Origin of the sequence: Achromobacter sp. Marseille-Q0513, assembly GCF_018195695.1 — a bacterium.
Lineage (GTDB): Bacteria > Pseudomonadota > Gammaproteobacteria > Burkholderiales > Burkholderiaceae_B > Achromobacter.
Genome location: NZ_JAGTJY010000033.1, coordinates 1 through 19,556, shown reverse-complemented (window position 1 = coordinate 19,556; position 19,556 = coordinate 1). Strand labels below are relative to the sequence as shown.

Here is a 19,556-nt window from a genome sequence, read left to right as displayed (position 1 = left end):
GGTCATGGAGGGTAGAGGCAGATGAATGCCTGTGCATGCCCGCAAGTCGCTACCCGCTGGATCGAAAGGACGATCATGACCCACACCCTCTACCGCCGCCCGGGCGGCCCGCAGGCCGCCGACGGCGAGCCGCGCCGCCCGACCCGTCTATCCCTGGCCTTGCGCGCGGCGCTGGCCCTGTCGGCCGCGCCGGCGGTCCTGGCGCCTTGCGCCGCGCAGGCGCAATCGGTCCAGGCCCGCACGGCCAGTTACCACATCCCGGCGGGGCCGCTGGCCGAGGCGCTGCCGCGTTTCGCCGACGCCGCGGGCGTGACGGTGCTGTTCGATGCCGCCTTGCTGGGCTCGCGCAGCAGCGGCGGCCTGAACGGCTCGTACTCCGTGTCCGAGGGCTTCGCCCGCCTGCTGGCCGGTTCCGGCCTGGCCGTGCGCGAGCGCAGCGCCGGCGTCTATGTGCTGGTGCAGCAGGCCGGCGTGACGAACCTCGATCCCGTGCGCATCGAGGGCGAGAGCAGCCGCCCGGCGCCCGCCTGGCAGAGCAGCACCGACCGCAAGCGCCTGGACGAGCTGCAGGTGCGCAACTGGAGCGACTTCGGCAAGCGCGTCGAGCCGGGCGTCAATTTCAACCGCCTGACCAACAGCATCAATATCCGCGGCCTGGACCAGGACCGCGTGCTGACCCGCGTGGACGGCATCCGCCTGCCCTGGCTGGATGACGGTGCGCGCGGCGTGAAGGGCGGGCTGGAATCGGTGGACTTCAACAGCCTGTCGCGCCTGGACATCGTGCGTGGCGCGGACGCCACGGGCAGCGGCGGCGGCTCGGGCGCGATCGCCGGCATCGCCGACCTGCGCACGCTCAATCCGTCCGACCTGCTGGATGACGGCAAGCGCTTCGGCGCGCTGGCCAAGACCGACTACGACACCACCGACAGCAGCTGGGGCACCAACGCAGCGCTGGCCGGCCAGATCCATGAAAACACCTTCTGGCTGGTGCAGGCCGGCCTGCGCAACGGGCACGCGATAGACAATCGCGGCGACGTGGGTGGCTACGGCGCGCGCCGCAACCAGCCCACGCCCGAGGACTACAGCCAGCGCAGCTTCCTGCTCAAGCTGCAGCAGCGCGTGGACGGTGGCCATCGCTTCGGCGTGACCGGCGAGTATTTCAAGCGCACGGCGGACTTCGACAATATGTTCGAACAGGGCGCGGGCACGTCCTATCTGTACGGTGAGAACAGCGTGCGCAAGGAAACCGAGCGCCAGCGCGTGTCGCTGGACTACAGCTACAAGGCGCCGTCCGACGGCGGCCTGCTCGATACCGTCACGGCCGCGCTCTATTGGCAGCGCGTGTCGCTGGATACCAGCCAGACGGCCGTGCGCAGCGTGGATCCGCGCGCCTTCGCCAGGCCCGGCGATCCGTTCCGCTATGGCTTCCCCAGCGGCCCCTATGGCCGCGACAACAGCATCCGCCAGACCATGTACGGCGTGAACGCCGAGGCGACCAAACGCCTGGGCGGCGCCGTGACGCAGCTGTGGACCGTGGGCGGCGAATGGTACGGCAACAAGACTGAGCAGCAATCCAGCGGCTATGACAACTGCCCCGTGATCCGTCCCGGCACGCCCGCGCCGTTCGGTCCGCGCGCCTGCGACATGCTGCACACCAACCAGGCCGACGTGCCGCAGTCCAAGGGCAGCCAGTGGGCCATGTGGGTGCAGGACGAATTCGGCTTCGCCGATGGCCGCTACACGCTGACGCCGGCGCTGCGCTACGACCACTACAAGCAGAAGCCCGAGAGCACCGACAGCTATGCCAGCAATCCCAATGCCGGCAAGCTGCCCGCGGCCAACAGCGCCGGCCGCTTCTCGCCCAAGCTGCTGGCCGGCTGGAAGGCGGCCGACGAACTCAGCCTGTATGCGCAGTACGCCTATGGCTTCAAGGCGCCCAGCCCGTCCCAGCTCTATACCAACTACGGCGGCGCCGGCACCTATCTGCGCGTGGGCAATCCCTACCTGAAGCCCGAGACCAGCAAGGGCTGGGAACTGGGCGCCAAGCTGGGTTCCGACGACCTGGGCAGCGCGCTGTCGTTCTTCGACAACCGCTACCAGAACTTCATCGACACCAGCGTGCCGCTGGACTCCAGCTCGCCGCAATGGCAGCCGGGCTGGGCGGGCCAGTATCCGCTGGGCGTCACCGGCACCGTCAATCGCGCCCGCGTGCGCATCTACGGCGCCGAGGCCAGCGCGCACTGGAAATTCGCGACCGGCTGGCGCACCTGGGGCTCGCTGGCCTGGGCCGTGGGCAAGGACGAAGGCACCGGCCAGCACCTGAACTCGGTCGCGCCGCTCAAGGCCATCGTCGGCCTGGGCTACGGCCGCGACGCCTGGGGCGTGGACGCCATGCTGACGGCCGCGCTCAAGCGCGATAAGGTGGAGTATCCCAAGGCCACGGGCAAGACGCCCTATGCCGATTTCCAGGCGCCGGGCTATGGCGTGATGGACCTGATGGGTTACTGGCGGCCGGAAGCGGTCAAGGGCCTGCAGTTGCAGGCGGGTGTGTACAACCTGTTCGACAAGAAATACTGGGAGGCCATCAACGTGCCGACCGCGGGCGCGGCGCAAATAGCGCGCCCGGTGGGTTGGTATACCGAGCCGGGCCGCAGCCTGCGGATATCGCTCACGTACCAATATTGATCCGATATGCCGCCGCCCCAGTCCGCATGATGCATCGTTTCACGGTGCGCGACGGGCAGGGGCGGCGGCGGTATCGCCGCCGACGATCCGACATTCTTTCCATCACCACCTTTCAGGCCGGAGGGCCAGACATGAGCAACATCGATTTCGACACCCGCGCCGCCGAACTGCGCGCCCGCAACGAGGCCCTGGCGGCCGAACAGCCCAAGCTGCGCGCCCGCAACCTGGCCCAGGCGCTGGGCGTGTCCGAGGCGCAGTGGGTCGCCGCCGGCTGTGGCGGCGTCAAGGCAACCGCGTTGCACGGCGAACCCCAGGCCATCTTCCGCGACCTGGGCACGCTGGGCGAGGTCATGGCGCTGACGCGCAACGACTGGTGCGTGCACGAACGCCACGGCCGCTATCTGGACATCCAGGCAGACGGCCCGGTCGGGCTGGTGCTGGGGCCGGACATCGACCTGCGCGTGTTCTTCTCTTGTTGGCGCTCGGCCTGGGCGGTGGAACAGGACGGGCGGCACAGCCTGCAGTTCTTCGACGGCGAGGGCGTGGCCGTGCACAAGGTGTATCGCACCGAGGCCACCGATGTCGCCGCCTACGACGCGCTGGTCGCGCGCCACGCGGGCCCGTCGCGGTGGCCGGAAAGCACGCCGGCCGCGCCCGCGTCCGACGCCGCCAGCGTGGCCGATGGCGAGCAGTGGCGCGCCGCCTGGCTGGGCATGAAGGACACGCACGAGTTCTTCCCGCTGCTGCGCAAGTTCAAGGTCACCCGGCTGGCGGCGCTGGCCGCCGCCGGCGAGGATCTGGCCCAGCAGGTGCCGGCCGACGCCGTCGAGCGCGTGCTGGAGTCGGCGGCTGCCTCGGGCCTGTCCATCATGTGCTTCGTGGGCAACCGGGGCATGATCCAGATCCACACCGGCCCGGTGCAGCAGCTGCGCCGCACCGGCCCCTGGTACAACGTGCTGGATCCGAAGTTCAACCTGCACCTGGACACCACCGCCATCGCCTCGTCCTGGGTGGTGAACAAGCCGACCTCCGACGGCTGGGTCACGTCGCTGGAGCTGTACGCCGCCAACGGCGACCTGATCGCCCAGTTCTTCGGCGAGCGCAAGCCCGGCAAGCCCGAGCTGCCCGGCTGGCGCGAACTGATGAGCGGCCTGTGCGCCGTGCCGCTGGCCGTATGAGGACATGCCGATGATGCGCAAGACTCCGATGCCTCGCTCCATCTCCGGGTGGTGCGCCCGCGTTCGTTCGCCGCGCCTGCTGCTTGCACGCCTGTCCGCCGTCGCGGCGGCCTGGCTGGCCGGGCTGTGCGTGGCCCAGGCCGCGCCCGAGCGCGTGGTCACGCTGGGCGGCAGCGTCACCGAGATCGTGTACGGGCTGGGCCAGGGCGCGCGGCTGGTCGGCGACGACCAATCCAGCCTGTATCCGCCCGAAGCCCGCCGGCTGCCCAGCGTGGGCTACTACCGCGCCGTGCCGGTCGAGGGCGTGCTGTCGCTCAAGCCGGACCTGGTGCTGGCCTCGGAGCAGGCCGGTCCGCCGGACGCGCTCAAGCGCCTGGGCGAGGTCGGCGTGCGCGTGGTGACGGTGTCCGACCAGCCTTCGGTCGATTCGCTCAAGGCGCGCATCCGCGCCGTGGCCGAGGCGCTGGACGCACGGCCGGCCGGCGAGCGCATGATCGAGGACCTGGGCCGCGAGCTGGCCCGCGCCGAGGCGCTGCCCGCCAGGCCCGCGCGCGCCATGCTGCTGATCAATCGTGGCGGCGCGCCGCAGGCGGCGGGGCGCGACACTGCGGCCAACCAGCTCATGGAGCTGGCCGGCCTGGTCAACGTGATGCAGGGCGAGCAGGGCTACAAGCCGCTGTCGGCCGAGGCCGTGGGCGCGCTGGCGCCCGATGTGCTGATCGTGACCAGCATGTCGGTCGAGGCCAGCGGCGGGCTGGACGCGCTCCTGGGCCTGCCCGGCCTGGCCTCGACCGAGGCGGCGGCGAAGCGGCGCGTGGTGGTCATGGACGACCTGCTGCTGCTGGGGCTGGGACCGCGCCTGCCGCAGGCGCTGACGCAGCTCAAGCAAGAGGTGGCGAATGTCATGGCGCGCTAGCGCGCCGCGCTCGGTGGCACTGATCTGCCTGGCGCTGGCGATCGCCGTGCTGGCCGCCAGCGCCAGCGGCGCGGTGTCCATTCCACTGCGCGCGCTGCCGGCGCTGCTCTGGGGCGAGCCCGCGCCCGATCAGGTGCTGTGGCGCAACGTGCTGATCGACATCCGCCTGCCGCGCGTGCTGTTCGCCGTGGTGGCGGGGGCGGGGCTGGCCGTGTCCGGCGCCGCCATGCAGGCGCTGTTCCGCAATCCGCTGGCCGAGCCGGGCCTGATCGGCATCACCGCCGGCGGCGCGCTGGGCGCGGTCGGCGCCATCGTGCTGACGGCCGGGGGCTTCTGGATCACCGCGCCGGCGGCGTTCGTCGGCAGCCTGCTGGCCACGCTGTGCGCCTATGCGGTGGGCCGGCGCGTGCCGGGCGTGGCGGGCCTGCTGCTGGCCGGCGTGGCCATCACGGCGGTCGCCTTCAGCCTGATCGGGCTGCTGACCTTCATGGCCAACGACGCCCAGCTGCGCGACCTGACCTTCTGGAACATGGGCAGCCTGGCCCGCGCCAACTGGACGCTGCTGGCCTTCCTGGGCCCCTGGGTGGCGCTGCTGTCGGCCTGGATGATGACGCAGTGGCGCGCCATGAACGCGCTGCTGCTGGGCGAGCGCGAGGCCCAGCACCTGGGCTACGCGCTCAAGCCGCTGCGCGTGCGCCTGGTGCTGGCCAGCGCGCTCATCATCGGCCCGCTGGTTGCCGTGACCGGCAGCATCGTCTTCGTGGGTCTGGTGGTGCCGCACCTGGTGCGCATGACGCTGGGCGCCAACCACCGCTGGCTGCTGCCGGCCAGCGTGGCGGGCGGCGGCCTGGCCCTGGTGCTGGCCGACTGGGCCTCGCGCGTGGCGGTGACGCCGGCCGAATTGCCCATCGGGCTGGTCACGGGACTGGTCGGCGGCCCCTTCTTCCTGTGGCTGCTGGCGCGGGGCAGGAGGGTCGGATGACGCTGGCCGCTGAGAACCTCATCCTGTCGCGCGGCGGCGCGCGCGTGCTGGACCGCGTGTCGCTGGAGCTGGGGCCGGGCGAAGTGGTGGGCCTGCTGGGCGCCAACGGCGCCGGCAAGTCGACGCTGCTGGGCGCGCTGGCCGCCGAACTGCGCGCCGGCGAAGGCGCGTTGCGCCTGGACGGCGACGATCTTGCCGGCATGGCGCCCGCGCGGCTGGCGCGCCGGCGCGCGGTGTTGCCGCAGAAACCGGGGCTGGGCTTCGACCTGGGCGTGGCCGAAGTGGTGGCGATGGGCGCCTACCCCTTTCCCGAGCTGCCGCCCGTGGCCGTGGACGCGCTGGTGGACAGGACGCTGGCGCTGGCCGACGCCACCCATCTGCGCGCGCGCCGCTATCCCGAACTGTCGGGCGGCGAGCAGCAGCGCGTGCAGTTCGCGCGCGTGCTGACCCAGTGCCTGGCGGCGCGCACCGAGGGCGAGGCCCGCTACCTGCTGCTGGACGAGCCGACCGCCAGCCTGGATCCCAGGCATCAGGGCGAGCTGCTGCGCGTGGCGGCGGACCTGGCGCGCGACGAGCGCGTGGGCGTGCTGGTGATCCTGCACGACATGAACCTGGCCGCGCGTTGGTGCGACCGGCTGTTGCTGCTCTGCGGCGGACGCGCCATCGCGTCCGGACCGCCGTCGCAGGTGCTGACGCCGGCCAGCCTGCACCTGGCCTATGGCATCGCCGCCCAGGTGGTGCCGCATCCGCTGGCGCCGGGCCGGGTGCTGGTGCTGACCGCCTGAGGGGCCGGCGGCGCGGTTCCGTCCCGGGGGCCGCGCCGCCGGTAGAATAGGGGTTTCGGGTCGGCCGCCATGCGTTACGTGGCCGGCCCGGGCTTTTCCCTTCATCTCTCTACCCACAGGATTTTCGCGTCATGCCTAGTTTCGACGTCGTCTCCGAAGTCGACAAACACGAACTGACCAACGCCATCGACCAGGCCAACCGCGAACTGGCCACCCGTTTCGATTTCAAGGGAACGGACGCCAAGTTCGAACTGGAAGGCTTTGTCGTGACCCAGGTGGCGTCCAGCGCCTTCCAGCTCAAGCAGATGCTGGACATCCTGCGCGGCCGGCTGTCGGCGCGCGGCATCGACGTGCGCTGCCTGGACGTGGCCGATCCGCTGGAAAACCTGGGCGGCGCGCGCCAGAAGGTCACCATCAAGCAGGGCATCGAGCAGCCCGTGGCCAAGAAGCTCATCGCCGCCATCAAGGCCGCCAAGCTCAAGGTCGAATCGCAGATCAACGGCGACAAGCTGCGCATCACCGGCAAGAAGCGCGACGACCTGCAGCCCGCGATCGCGCTGCTGAAGAAGACCGACGTCGACCTGCCGCTGCAGTTCGAGAACTTCCGCGACTGAGCCCCAGGCTGCGGGCCGCGCCCGCGCGGCCCGGCGGCTTGCGTTCCGGGCATTGCGGGGCGGGCGGCTTCAGCCCGCAGCGCCCTGCGCCCACAGCTGCTGGGCCGCGTAGGCCCGCCAGGGCCGCCATGCGGCCGAGCGCTCCAGCAGTTCCGCCGCCGTATAGCTGCGCGATTCCAGTGCTTCCAGCGCCCGGATCAGGCCGATGTCGGCCGCCGGGAACGCGTCCGGCTCGCGCAGCAGGCGCAGCGCGATGTACTGCGCCGTCCATTCCCCGACTCCCCAGATTTCCCGCAGGCGCCTGACCGAGACGTCCAGGTCGTTGCCGGCCTCGAACAGCGTCGGGTCCGCCAGCGCCGCAGCGGCCACGGCCGACAGCGTGCGCGCGCGGCTGCGCGGCATGCCCAGCGGCGCCAGGTCGGCGGCCGCGATGGCGGCCGGCTCCGGGAACACATGCGTCAGGCCGTCCTCCGGCCGCGCCAGCGGCGCGCCATGCGCCGCCACCAGCTTGCCGCCCAGGCGGATCGCGGCGACCACGGTGATCTGCTGGCCCAGCACGGCGCGCATCGCCAGTTCGAAGCCATCCCAGGCGCCGGGAATGCGCAGGCCGGGCCGGGCCGCCGTCAGCGCCGCCAGCACCGGGTCATGTGACAGCTGCGCCGCGATGGCGGCCGGATCGCTGTCCAGGTCGAATTGCCGCCGCAGGCGGGCGATGATCAAGGGCAGGGATGGCAGCCGGGGAAAGCGCACGGTGGCCAGCAGCGCGTCGCCCTTGCCGGGCTCCACCGCCACCGTGCCTTGCGCGCCGTCCAGGCTGATGCTGCGCGTGTAGCGGCGTCCTTGCACCTGTTCGATGCCGGCGATGGCGCGCAGCCGCAGGAAGTCCAGCATCGCGTCCCAGTCGTAGGGCGGGCGATAGCGCAGCAGCAGCCGGATCTCGCCCTCGGGTCCGGCCGGCACGTCCGGCTGCGAGGAACGGCGCAAGGCGCCGGGCGGGCGGTCGAACAGCTGCTGGAAGCGCTCGTTGAAGCGGCGGATGCTGCCAAAGCCCGAGGCGAACGCGATCTCGGCCATGGGCAGGCGCGTCTCGTGGATCAGCTGCTTGGCCAGCAGCACGCGGCGGGTCTGCGCGACGGCGACGGGGGATGCGCCCAGGTGCTCGCGGAACTGCCGCCGCAGCTGGCGCGCGCCGACGCCGGTCCGGGCGGCCAGCGCGTCCAGATCGCCCTCGTCCAGCGCGCCCAGCTCGATCAGCTGCAACGCGCGCGCCACGCTGGCGGGCAGGCCGGGCGCGGGGCCGGCGGCGGGCGCGATTTCCGGGCGGCAGCGCAGGCAGGGATGGAAGCCGGCCTCCTGCGCGGCCGCCGCCGTGGCGTAGAAGACGACATTGCGTGACAGGGGCGTGCGCGCCGGGCAGACCGGGCGGCAGTAGATGCGCGTGGTCTTGACCGCGGTGAAGAAGCGTCCGTCGTAGCGGGCGTCGCGCACGCGGATGGCGCTGTAGCAGGCGTCGTGATCGAGGTTCATGCGGCCATGCTAACGCCGGTCCGGGATAGCTTTCTAGCGGTTTTCGGACCTTGTTGTCCGGCCGATACTGATGTCCGAAAACCGCGAGCGCAAGTCGGGCGCGGACCCTATATTCTGTTGCGAATGCCTGTCTTGGCCACGCGCTTGCGCCGCTTGTCGCCAGCGATTCGGTCCTTGTTCCTTTCCGCTATGGAAGTCCGCGCCATGTCCGCCCATCTCTTTTTCGAAGAACGCCTGAAGACGCCGATCGGCGTGATGCTGGTGCTGACCGACGCGCAAGGACGGCTGCGCGCCGTCGATTGGGACGACCATGAAAGCCGCATGCACAAACTGCTGGGGCGGCAGTACGGCAAGGATGCGGTCGCGCTGCGGCCGGCGACGGCGGCCTCGGAGGCGGGCCGCAGTCTGGAAGCGTATTTCTGTGGCTATCTGGAGGCGATAGACAGGGTGCCCGTAGCCACGGGAGGCACGGCCTTTCAGCGGCAGGTATGGGCAGCCTTGCGTGGTATTCCAGCGGGCAGCCATGTCAACTACGGTCAGTTGGCTCAGGCCATCGGCCGCTCTGAAGCAGTGCGCGCCGTCGGCGCGGCCAACGGCGCGAATCCGATCGGCATCGTGGTGCCTTGTCACCGCGTGATCGGCGCCAACGCCGCGCTTACCGGCTATGGCGGCGGCTTGCACCGCAAGCGCTGGCTGCTGGAGCACGAAGGCGCGGCGGGTTTCGCGCCGGCTTGAGGACGGCGCGAGCCAGGCGCGAGGAACGGTCCCGGGATCGTTCCGGCGCCTCTAGGCGCGGATCCAGCCGCGCGCGATCGGCAGGGCCAGCAGCTTGCCGTGCAGTGCCTGGCACGCCGCGGTCACGGGGTTGCCCACGCGCCGCCACACCGGCACCACCAGCGCGGCGGCCAGCGGCGCCAGCAGCAGGCCGCCGGCGATGTCCAGCGGGAAATGCACGCCCAGGTAGACGCGCGACAGGCCGACCACGGCCGCCAGCGCCAGCGTGGCCCAGCCCCAGCCTGCCCAGCGCCGGTCGAACAGCAGCGTGAAGGCCAGCGTGGCGATGATGATGGTGTGGTTGCTGGGGAAGGAAGAGGTGGCCTTGTGCGGGAAGAAGGCATGGCCCAGGCCGATGGCGAAGGGCCGTGGATGGGGCCACAGCGCGCCGCACAGATAGCTGATGAACAGCGCCGCGCCGATGCCGGCCAGCGCCTTGAGCACCAGGCCGCGCTGCGGCTGGCCGCCCCACAGCCAGAGCCCGGCGAGCGCCGCCGGCACCAGCAGGATCAGCCGGTTGGCGATGAACATCCCGGCCTGGATGCGCCAGGCGGGCGACGCCGGGTCGGCGTTGATCAGAAGAAATAGGGACTGGTTCAGGTGCTCAAGCGTATCCATGACGCGTCATCAGATTGAAATTTCCGGATGACCGCGATGGTAGTGGGGTTTGCCGTCAAATACCTTGCAAAAGTGTGGCTGAATTCCCGGAATTACGTCTGGATGCGATTTTCCGATACATCTGGCGTGGCCGACGGTTCCAGGACGGCCGCGGCGCCTTCCGCCTCCAGGGCCAGGCTGGCGGTCAGGCGCGTGCGGCCGGGCGCGGAATCGATTTGCAGGCTGCCGCCGACCCGGGCGATGCGCGTGGACATGCTGCGCATGCCGACGCTGATGCCGGCCTGGCACACGGCGGCCACGTCGAAGCCCGCGCCGTCGTCCTCGACGATCAGCTCCAGCAGGCCCGGGTCGGACTGCGCCAGGCGCACCGCGACGCGCCCGGCGCGGCTGTGCTTGATGACGTTGGTCAGTCCTTCCTCGATCAGCCGGGTCAGCGCCAGGCATTGCAAGGCGGAGGGCGGGACGGTCCAGGCGGCGGGAAAATCCCAGCGGACCTCGATGCCCAGCTCGTCGAACAGCTGCGTGTAGCGGTGGCGCAGCGGCGCGATCCATTCGCGCGGCGTGGCGGGCGGTTTCATGTCGGCGCTGGCGCCGCTGTCTATGGTCTGGCGCAGGTCGTTGCGCAGCAGGTTGAGCATGGACAGGAACTGCCGGTTCTGCAGTGGCTCGCCTGACTGCTCGACCAGGGCCGTCATGCGGACCAGCGAGCCGCCCAGTCCGTCGTGCAGGTCGCGCGCGATCTCCAGCCGGTCCTGCAACCGGCTGTGGGCCAGCGCCAGTTCATGTTCGCGGGCCAGCGTGGCGGCCAGCTCGTCGCGCGCGCGCTGCACGGATACTGCCAGTTCCTCGTTGAAGCGCTCGATCCGGCGCACGCTGCGCGCGTGGCGCAATCCCTGGACGGCGGACATGCCGATCAGCACCGCGATGCTGGTGTAGGGAATGTAGGACAGGCCATCTATCTGCTTGAACAGCAGCAGCAGGTCGTGGACGGCGGCTCCCAGGAATACCAGCAGGCAGACGGCCAGCAGCTGCTGTTCGCGGTCGCGGCCGCGCAGGGCCTGGATGGAGAAGTGCAGGCAGTTCAGACAGAACAGCGCCGACAGGACCATCACGATGACGAATTGCGCCGAGGGCTGGAAGTCGTCGGGCACGAAGGCCAGCGCCGCCAGCGACAGCGCCACGCCGGCCCACATGACTCTTTCGACGCGGGGCCGGAAGCGGCCGGCGAAGCGCCAGGTGAACATGCAGAAGCAGGAGATGTGCAGCGTCAGCGCCATGGCGTTGGCGCGCGCGGCGGCCAGCGTGGTGGCGAAGGGCCAGGGACTGGTGGCCACGATGTTGGCCGCGAACAGCACCCAGAACAGCGCGGTCAGCGCATACCAGCCATGGCTGGATTGTTGCGGACGCAGGATCCAGAGGCTGAAGAAGAACAGGCCCAGCGCCGCCGAGATGGTCAGGTTGACATGGAACAGCGTGCGGTTGCGCCACACGCGCAGCTCGTGCCCGCGTTCGATGGCCTCGGGCTTGCCCAGGTACACCGGCCCCAGCCCCGGATGATGGTCCGCGACGCCGGCCACGCGCACCCAGATGGTATTGAGGCCGTCGCGCATCGCGGATTCGGGCAGGCGCCAGTAGCGCGGCATGTTCCAGCTGCGCGACAGCGGCTCGGACTGGCTGGGGTCGCGCCACAGCAGGTCGTCGTTGGCATAGACCTCGCCGGCCATGATGATGGATTCGAGCGCCAGCGCGGCCGGGGCGCGGCTCGCGCCGTCACAGCGCCAGTCGATCCGGTACCAGGCCTTGCCGGTATGGCCGGGCCAGCGCGCGCTCCAATCGTCGGGCAGCGTGACAGGCTGCCAGGCCGGGCCGTCGGCGGGCCGCGCGCCGTCCGGCAGCGCCTGGGCGCTGCGTATGTCCAGGATGCGCGCGGCGCAGTCGCCGGCGGCGTCGGCCGGCGCCGCCCGCGCGGCGCCGCACAGGATCAGCAGCGCCAGCAGGCCGAGCATCGCGGCCAGCGCCCGTCCGGCGCGCCGCGCCGCCGGCATCGGCCGCGTCAATCGAGCAGGCCGCGCGAACGCGCCGCGTGGATGGCCCGGGTGCGCGAGGACACCGCCAGCTTGCGGTAGATGTGCTTGATATGGCATTCGACGGTGTAGCGGGACAGATGCAGCTGCTCGGCGATCTCCCGGTTGCCCAGCCCCTCGGCCACCAGGCGCAGGATCTGGTCTTCGCGAGGGCTGAGCGTTTCGCCGGGCGGCGGGCTGGCGGGCTGCGCGGGCGCGGGCCGCAGCTCCTCGATGATGCGGCGGGCGACGAAGGGATCGATCGGCGCGCCGCCGCGCAGCACGCTGCGCAGCGAGATCAGCACTTCCAGGTCGTCGCGTTCCTTCAGCAGGTAGCCGGTGGCGCCGGCGCGCAGCGCGGCCAGGATGGCGTCCTCGGTGCTCCAGGCGGAGATGACCAGGATGCCCAGCGCCGGATCGGCCGCGCGCAGCTCGGCGATCAGCTCGATGCCGTTGCCGTCGGGCAGGCCCAGGTCCACCAGCGCCAGCGCGACGGGCGCGTCGGCCAGCCGGGCGCGGGCCTCGGCCAGCGAGCCGGCGAACAGCAGCGCGTCGGCGGGATAGCCCAGCTGATGCAGCAGCCGTTCCAGCCGGCCGCGCACCAGCGGTTCGTCTTCCACCACCAGCACCGGGGCGGGCAGGGCGAGCGCGGGAACGGGCGGCAGGTCGGTCATGGTGGCGGGCCAGGTGGGAGCGGGCGGAATTGCCCGCTTGGGATTGTGCTGATCCCGGCCGCCGCCGGCTATCCCTGAAAGTGGGTATTGGGCATCGCCGGGGGGCGTTCCGCGCGCGCTCACTTCTGGATGCGCTTGCCCTGCGCGTCGATCACGGCCTCGCCGTCTTCCTTGGTGAAGGCGCCTTGCTGCGGCGCGGGCAGGATGTCCAGCACCAGCTCCGACGGGCGGCACAGCCGCGCGCCCAGCGGCGTGCTGACGAAGGGGCGGTTCAGCAGGATGGGATGGGCCTCGATGGCGTCCAGCAGGGCCTCGTCGTCCAGGGCCGGGTTGTCCAGGCCCAGCTCGGCATAGGGCGTGCCCTTTTCGCGCAGCGCGTCGCGCACGCTGACGCCGGCGCGCTTGAACAGCGCCTTCAATTGCGCGCGCGAGGGCGGGGTTTCCAGGTAGAGCACGACCTGCGGCTCGATGCCGGCGTTGCGGATCATGGCCAGGGTGTTGCGGGAGGTGCCGCACTTGGGGTTGTGATAGATGGTGACGTCGGACATGGGCTGCTCCTAGCAGAGTCGAGGCTGGGAGCATAGTGCATCCCGCGCCTCGTTCCCAGGCAGCGCCCGGCCCGCCGCCGCGTTCAGCGCCGCAATTTCTTCCCCAGCCGGCGCCAGCCGATCACCACGCCGGTCAGGCTGAGCGCGGCCCCGCCCAGGCTCAGGAAGATCAGCAGCGCGTCCCACAAGGGGCGGCGCGCCAGCAGGCCGGTCCAGTCCCAGCTGTGCAGGAAGGCGAACAGCCAGCGGCTGGCGCGGTTGGCGCGATCCTGCCGGCCGATGAGCTGTCCGGTGGCCGGATCCAGGTAGACCCAGCTGGCCTCGGGGTTGTCGTAGACCAGCCGCCAGGCCGGCAACGGCTTTTCCACATGGCCCAGCATGGCGTGCTCGTCGCGCGCGTAGTAGTAGAAGTCGTAGCGCTCCAGCGTCTGCACCTCGGCCAGCCGGGCGTCCGGCAGCAGCGTGGCGGCCGCGGCGCGCAGCGCGGCGGGGTCGAGCGCGGCGGGGCGCGCTTCCCGCGCCGACAGCAGCAGCGGCGCGCCGGCCGCCATGCGCGCCTGGACCAGGCTCTGCCCGGCCGCGCGCGTCCAGCTCAGTTCCCGGGGCGCGGCGGGCAAGGCCGCGATCAGCGCGGCGGGCGCGGCCAGCGTGGCGGCGGGCGCGGGCGGGCCCTCATAGGCCGCCTGCGCCAGCGGGGCGGCGCCGCTGGCGAAGAGCTTCCAGGGGTTCATCGACATCAGCCCGCTGAAGATCCAGGTGATGGTGACGAGGGCGAACAGCAGGCCGCTCAGGTGGTGCCAGCGCATCATGTTCTCGCGGTACGGCGAGCGGCTGCCGCTGGCATAGGGGCGCGAGAAGCGCCAGCGCATCAGGCCCACCACGGTGCCGGTGAGCGCCAGCGCCACGCCCGCCACCGACAGCCACACCACGATGTCGTGCCACCAGCGGTCCAGCGCGTTGCCGCGGAACGGATAGAGCCAGTGGATCCAGGCGCCCACGTAGTTCCAGGCGCGCTCGGCGCGGGTGGCGTCCAGCACCACGGCGCCGGTGGCCGACGAGATGTAGAGCCGGGTGTGGTCTGGATCGCCGGCGTCGACGCGATGCAGCGGCCGGTGCGGATCCAGCGCGCGCGAGTGCGTGTAGACGTCTTCTTGCACAGCGCCCGCGTACCGCACCGGATAGGCGCCGCCGAACCAGGCCGAGGCCGTGGCGGCGGCCACCCGCTCGTCCGCCACGGGCAGCAGCGCGCCGCTGGCGGCGTCCACCGCCTTGGGCGCCGCGCGCCGGCCGCCGCCGGCCAGATACACGGCCTGGCCGGCGCGGCTGGCCGACAGGCTCAGGGCGGCGCCGTCTTCCAGCCCGGCCGCCGCCAGCGCCTGCGCCGGCGTCACCGTGACGCCGGCGGGATCCAGCGGCGCCAGGTGCCCCAGGCGCTCGGCGGGCGTGAGCTTGGGATAGCCCACGTACATCATCACCACGCCGGAGATGAACCACATGGCGAAGAACAGGCACAGCGTGATGCCGGCCCAGCGGTGCAACAGGTAGAGCCAGCGCTTGGCGCGGGCGGCCAGCGACGGTCCTGTCGCGGCGCGCGGTCGGGTCTGGGGCAGGGCGCTCATGGCGGTCCTCAGTAGCGCGCTTGCAGCGTCAGTTCGAACGAGCGCGGCGCGCCCAGGTAGAACATGCCGGCGCTGCTGACGTTGGCCGCGTAGACCTTGTCGGTCAGGTTGCGCACGCGGGCGGTCACGGTGATGTTCCGGTCGATGCGGTGCGAGACGGCGGCGTCGAACACCATGTAGGCCGGCGCCCAGGTGGTGTTGGCGGCGTCGGCGTAGGTCTTGCCCACATAGCGCGCGGCGGCGCTGGCGGTCCAGTCGGGCAGGAAGGCGTAGTCGACCCAGACGTTGGCGATGCGGCGCGGCGTGTTGGTCGGCACCTTGCCGTCGCGCGACACCGCCACGCCGTTGACGGTCTGCGAGAAATCGTCGTAGCGCGGCGCGACGAAGGCCATGTTGGCCTGCAGCGTCACCTGCCTGCTCAGCCGCAGGCCGCCGGCCAGCTCCAGGCCGCGCGAGGACTGCTCGCCCACCGGCAGGCTGACGCCGGGGTTGTTGGCGTCGGGCGTCGAGATGTTCTTGCGCCGGATGTCGTACAGCGCCACCGTGGCGGAGCCTCGGCCGTCCCAGAAATCGAACTTGCCGCCGACCTCGGCCTGGCGGCCGGTGGTCAGCTTGTCGTTGTAGAGCACGTCGGCGAACGAGGCCGTGGCCATCAGGCCGGACGGGGGATCGGCGGCGGTGGCGTACTGCGCGTACAGCGAGGCTTCCGGGCTGAGCTGCCAGTTCAGGCCGAGCCGGCCGGTCAGCGGCGAATACGAGCGCGAGGCGCTGGCCGGCGAGCTGGCGGTGACGGCGCGGCGGTTGGTCAGGTCCACGTCGATGAAGTCCTTGCGCAGCGCCGAGACCAGCGACAGGCCGGGCAGCACCTCGGTGCGGTTCTCCAGCGTGAAGGCCAGCGTGCGGATGCGGTTGTCGCGGTCGGCGACGTGGCCGCGCTTCATGCCGGGGATGTCGTAAAAATCGCCAGGAGAAAAGTCATAGGGATCGATGGCGTCCACCTGGCCGGGCAGGCTGGTGGGATAGCGGGTCTGCTTGTTGACGCTGTAGTCCGCGCCGAAGGACCAGTCGCTGGGCAGGCCGGCCAGGGTCGAGCGGTACAGGCCCTCGACGCGGTTGCCGATCAGGCGCTGCTCGTGCCGCTGCAGCAGCGCGCCCGAGCGCAGCACCTGGGTGTTGCCGGCGTTGAAGCGATAGGTCTCCAGGTTGCGGAAGTCGCGGTCGGCGCGGTAGTAGTACAGCGTGTTCTTGAACGTCAGCGCGGGGCTGGCGCGCCATTCGGTGATCGAGCGCGCCCACAGCACCGACTGCTCGTAGAGGCCGTCGTTGACGTTGTAGTTCTTGTAGCGGGTGCCGTCCTCGATGCGGCCCTCGCCGCTGACCACGCCGTTGGCGCCGGTCTTGAGCGGCGTGCCCCAATAGGGGCGGTCGACCTTCTCGCGCTGGTATTCGAAGGCCCAGGTCTGGGTCACGTCGCTGCCCAGGTCCGACAGCAGCGAGAGCGCGAGCTGGCTGGCGCGGGAATGGTTGCCGTCGACCCAGCCCTGGCTGGAGCCGGTGTTCGCGTCCAGCCGCAGGTAGTGGCCGCGGCCGCCGGGCTCGCCGGCCAGCTGCTGGTTCAGGCCGACGGAATACTGCCGCGAGTTGAACGAGCCGAGACGGAAGCGGCCTTCGTAGAAGGTGTCGCGTTCCGGCAGCTTGGTCACGTAGTTGATGGCGCCGCCCACGGCGCCTGCGCCGAACAGGAAGGTCGACGGCCCGCCGATGGCCTCGACGCGGTCGTAGATCCAGCTGTCGATGGGGCGGGCGGCGATGGCGTCGTACTGCACCGAGATGCCGTTGAACAGCTGCGAGATCTGGCTGCCGCTGAAGCCTCGGTAGCTGACGGCGCCGGCCATGCCGGGCGGCGAGGCGTTGTCCACGCCGGGTATGCCGCGCGCGATGTCCTGGGTGTTGGCGGCGCCGCGCGCCTCGATCTGCTCGCGCGAGATCACGGTGACGGACGCGGGCGTTTCGCGCAGCGTCAGGCCCAGGCGGCTGCCGGTGCTGTCGCGGGCGTCCAGGTTGATGCGGCCATTGGGCGGGGCCTCGGCGGCGGTGTCGCCGTACACGACGGTGGGGGCCAGCGTTTCCACCGACGGATCGGCGCTGAGCGCCAGGGCGGGGGCCGTGGGCGCGAGCGCGGCAAGCAGCAGGAGGTAAGCGTATGCAGGTTTCATGATCGGATGCCGCGCGCTCGCGCCGCCGGGGGTTCGGCAGTCGCGCGAGGTGTCGCGGACGGGTAGGGCAAGCCAGGACTGCGGACCCGTCGCCGCCCGGCGTTCCAGGCGGACCGGACGCGCAAGCGCGCGGACGGACCGACCACGGAAGGGCGGATCGATCGGGAGCGGAAGGGGCGGTCGGCGGGCAGCCGTCAGGCGCGGTTCACGCGCATCGGCGCGTGGCGCGGTCCATCAGGCGCGGCTGGCCAGGCGCGGCCGGCGAGGCGCGGCCGGCCAGGCGCCGTGGCCGGTCAGGCGGCGGGCGGGGCGCGCGGCTGGGCCGCGCTCCAGGCGTGCAGCGGCCGGGCCGACTGGTAGTAGAGCGGGGGATAGCTGACCTTGCGGGCCAGGGAGGCAGGCAGCAGCAGCGGCACCGGATCGGGCAGGATGCCGACATCGGCTTGCTGGTTGCGGCAGAACGGGCAATGCTGGCTGCCTTCGTGCGCATCGTGTTGCGGCGCCTGGCCGCTGTCGTCCGACTGCACGTCGATCTGCACGAGGCCCGCGCCGCCGGGGGCGCAATACTCCACCGATACGCGCTGCGCCGGGTGCGCCGGACTGAATGCGCGCGCCAGCGACGGGACCAGCGACGCCCACAGGATCACGGCGAGCGCGATCCATATGGCGGGTCGGGTCAGGAAGGAGGCGGAGCACATGAGCGCGGATTATATCGGAGCAGATGCGCGCGCAGGCCTAATTTCAAGCAATGATCAAAGATCCAGCAGGCGGGGAAATCGGTTCCGGAAGACGGTTCCGGAAGACCCGGCCCGGGACGCCGGCGCGCGCCGCGTCCGCTACAAGATCCGTCGCCCTCTGCCTAGACCGACAGATGCCGGCGTACGTCCTCGCCGTCCATGGACTCGCGGCCGCCGCTGGCCACGACCTCGCCGCGCGACAGCACCACATAGCGGTCGGCCAGCTCGCGGGCGAAGTCGAAATACTGCTCGCACAGCAGGATGCCGATGTCGCCGCGCTGGCGCAGCATGCGGATGACGCGTCCGATGTCCTTGATGATGGACGGCTGTATCCCTTCGGTGGGCTCGTCCAGGATGATGAGGCGGGGCTCGGCCACCAGCGCCCGCGCGATCGCCAGCTGCTGTTGCTGTCCGCCCGACAGGTCGCCGCCGCGCCGCGACAGCATGCCGCGCAGCACGGGGAACAGCTCGAACACTTCCTCCTTGATGCGCCGCGCGCGCGCGGCCGGCTTGGTCGCCATGCCCATCAGGATGTTCTCTTCCACCGTCAGCCGCGCGAAGATGTCGCGCCCCTGCGGTACGTAGGCCATGCCGCGCGCGGCGCGCTGGTGCGGCGCCAGCCGCGTGATGTCGGCGCCGTCCAGCGACACGCCGCCGCGCGCCACCGGCAGCACGCCCATCAGGCACTTGAGCAGCGTGGTCTTGCCCACGCCATTGCGTCCCAGCAGCGCCAGGCACTCGCCCTGGCGCACCGACAGCGACACGCCGCGCAGCGTGTGGCTGCCGCCATAGTATTGATCGATTCTGTTCGCATCCAGCATGTCTTGCTCCGTGGTGTCGACGCCAGGGGTGGATTTCGGGCGGGCGTATCCGTGGGACAGCACGCTAGCGCCCCAGATACACTTCGATCACGCGGGGGTCGGCCTGTACCTTGGCCATCGGCCCCTCGGCCAGCACCGCGCCCTCGTGCAGCACCGTGACCTTGCCGTCGCCGGCGATCTGGTTGACGAAGTCCATGTCGTGCTCGACCACCATCAGCGAATGACGGCCGCGCAGCGCATTGAGCAGCTCGCCGGTGCGTTCGGTTTCGGCGTCGGTCATGCCGGCCACCGGCTCGTCCAGCAGCAGGAGCTTTGGTTCCTGCATCAGCAGCATGCCGATCTCCAGCCATTGCTTCTGGCCGTGCGACAGCAGGCCGGCCTCGCGGAACGCCTCGGGCCGCAGGCGCACCAGGTCCAGCGTTTCGCCGATGCGGTCGGCCTGCGCGCCGTTCAGGCGCGCGAACAGCGTGGGGCGCACGCGCTTGTCGGCACGCATGGCCAGCTCCAGGTTCTCGAACACCGTGTGCTGCTCGAACACCGTGGGCCGCTGGAACTTGCGGCCGATGCCCGCGTGCGCGATCTGCGTTTCGCTGAGCGTGGTCAGGTCGATGCTCTGGCCGAAGTAGGCGCTGCCGGACGCGGGCCGGGTCTTGCCGGTGATCACGTCCATCATGGTGGTCTTGCCGGCGCCGTTGGGGCCGATGATGCAGCGCAGCTCGCCCACGCCGATGTCCAGCGTCAGGCCGTTGAGCGCCTTGAAGCCGTCGAAGCTGACCGTGATGTCTTCCAGGTACAGGAT

General features: G+C 71.0%; 17 protein-coding genes. 7 read left to right on the top strand and 10 right to left on the bottom strand.

What is annotated here, in order from left to right; genetic code table 11:
• Positions 1–75 precede the first annotated feature (75 nt).
• The 6 genes from KDH83_RS09770 to KDH83_RS09745 all read left to right on the top strand — a co-directional run bounded on the left by KDH83_RS09770 (position 76) and on the right by KDH83_RS09745 (position 7,160).
• The gene (locus KDH83_RS09770; protein WP_212314881.1) at positions 76–2,685 is read left to right on the top strand and encodes a TonB-dependent receptor; all 2,610 of its coding nucleotides are present in this window, start codon (positions 76–78) and stop codon (positions 2,683–2,685) included.
• 131 nt (positions 2,686–2,816) lie between these two features.
• Positions 2,817–3,863, top strand: a complete 1,047-nt coding sequence (locus tag KDH83_RS09765; protein WP_212314880.1) for a ChuX/HutX family heme-like substrate-binding protein — start codon at positions 2,817–2,819, stop codon at positions 3,861–3,863.
• Positions 3,864–3,891: 28 nt separating this feature from the next.
• The gene (locus KDH83_RS09760; RefSeq protein WP_212314933.1) at positions 3,892–4,779 is read left to right on the top strand and encodes an ABC transporter substrate-binding protein; all 888 of its coding nucleotides are present in this window, start codon (positions 3,892–3,894) and stop codon (positions 4,777–4,779) included.
• Positions 4,763–5,761 carry an iron ABC transporter permease gene (locus KDH83_RS09755; RefSeq protein WP_212314879.1) on the top strand — a complete coding sequence of 333 codons (999 nt, stop codon included), beginning with the start codon at positions 4,763–4,765 and terminating at the stop codon, positions 5,759–5,761. Before KDH83_RS09760 ends, KDH83_RS09755 begins: the two co-directional genes overlap by 17 nt.
• Positions 5,758–6,546 carry a heme ABC transporter ATP-binding protein gene (locus KDH83_RS09750; protein ID WP_212314878.1) on the top strand — a complete coding sequence of 263 codons (789 nt, stop codon included), beginning with the start codon at positions 5,758–5,760 and terminating at the stop codon, positions 6,544–6,546. The genes KDH83_RS09755 and KDH83_RS09750 overlap by 4 nt, the downstream gene beginning before the upstream one ends.
• A 131-nt stretch (positions 6,547–6,677) precedes the next feature.
• On the top strand, positions 6,678–7,160 hold the full coding sequence (locus KDH83_RS09745) for a YajQ family cyclic di-GMP-binding protein (protein WP_212314877.1): 483 nt from the start codon (positions 6,678–6,680) through the stop codon (positions 7,158–7,160).
• Positions 7,161–7,229: 69 nt separating this feature from the next.
• Here the strand turns inward: KDH83_RS09745 and KDH83_RS09740 are convergent, their stop codons facing one another.
• Complete coding sequence (locus KDH83_RS09740; protein ID WP_212314875.1) at positions 7,230–8,687, bottom strand: AlkA N-terminal domain-containing protein; 1,458 nt, start codon at positions 8,685–8,687, stop codon at positions 7,230–7,232.
• A gap of 204 nt (positions 8,688–8,891) precedes the next feature.
• On the opposite strand from KDH83_RS09740, the gene ogt reads away from it, so the two are divergent.
• A complete protein-coding gene (ogt, locus tag KDH83_RS09735) occupies positions 8,892–9,422 on the top strand; it encodes a methylated-DNA--[protein]-cysteine S-methyltransferase (RefSeq protein ID WP_212314873.1) in 531 nt (176 codons plus the stop codon).
• A gap of 51 nt (positions 9,423–9,473) precedes the next feature.
• Here ogt and KDH83_RS09730 read toward each other — a convergent pair whose 3' ends face one another.
• The 9 genes from KDH83_RS09730 to urtD all read right to left on the bottom strand — a co-directional run.
• Positions 9,474–10,079 carry a phosphatase PAP2 family protein gene (locus tag KDH83_RS09730; protein ID WP_212314871.1) on the bottom strand — a complete coding sequence of 202 codons (606 nt, stop codon included), beginning with the start codon at positions 10,077–10,079 and terminating at the stop codon, positions 9,474–9,476.
• Positions 10,080–10,171: 92 nt separating this feature from the next.
• Positions 10,172–12,136 (bottom strand): 7TM diverse intracellular signaling domain-containing protein, encoded by a 1,965-nt coding sequence (locus tag KDH83_RS09725; protein WP_349291613.1) that lies wholly within the window; start codon positions 12,134–12,136, stop codon positions 10,172–10,174.
• The gene (locus tag KDH83_RS09720; RefSeq protein ID WP_212314860.1) at positions 12,133–12,816 is read right to left on the bottom strand and encodes a response regulator transcription factor; all 684 of its coding nucleotides are present in this window, start codon (positions 12,814–12,816) and stop codon (positions 12,133–12,135) included. The genes KDH83_RS09725 and KDH83_RS09720 overlap by 4 nt, the downstream gene beginning before the upstream one ends.
• A gap of 119 nt (positions 12,817–12,935) precedes the next feature.
• Positions 12,936–13,364: an arsenate reductase (glutaredoxin) gene (arsC, locus tag KDH83_RS09715; RefSeq protein WP_212314859.1), complete on the bottom strand. Its 429-nt coding sequence runs from the start codon at positions 13,362–13,364 to the stop codon at positions 12,936–12,938.
• Between the two features lie 83 nt (positions 13,365–13,447).
• On the bottom strand, positions 13,448–14,983 hold the full coding sequence (locus tag KDH83_RS09710) for a PepSY domain-containing protein (protein WP_212314857.1): 1,536 nt from the start codon (positions 14,981–14,983) through the stop codon (positions 13,448–13,450).
• An 8-nt stretch (positions 14,984–14,991) separates the two neighbouring features.
• The gene (locus tag KDH83_RS09705) at positions 14,992–17,199 is read right to left on the bottom strand and encodes a TonB-dependent receptor (RefSeq protein ID WP_212314855.1); all 2,208 of its coding nucleotides are present in this window, start codon (positions 17,197–17,199) and stop codon (positions 14,992–14,994) included.
• Between the two features lie 293 nt (positions 17,200–17,492).
• Positions 17,493–17,897 carry a DUF2946 family protein gene (locus tag KDH83_RS09700; protein WP_212314853.1) on the bottom strand — a complete coding sequence of 135 codons (405 nt, stop codon included), beginning with the start codon at positions 17,895–17,897 and terminating at the stop codon, positions 17,493–17,495.
• A 161-nt stretch (positions 17,898–18,058) separates the two neighbouring features.
• On the bottom strand, positions 18,059–18,757 hold the full coding sequence (urtE, locus tag KDH83_RS09695; protein WP_212314851.1) for an urea ABC transporter ATP-binding subunit UrtE: 699 nt from the start codon (positions 18,755–18,757) through the stop codon (positions 18,059–18,061).
• A 64-nt stretch (positions 18,758–18,821) separates the two neighbouring features.
• Positions 18,822–19,556 (bottom strand): urea ABC transporter ATP-binding protein UrtD (gene urtD, locus KDH83_RS09690; RefSeq protein ID WP_212314848.1); only part of this gene is annotated, 735 nt, incomplete at its 5' end.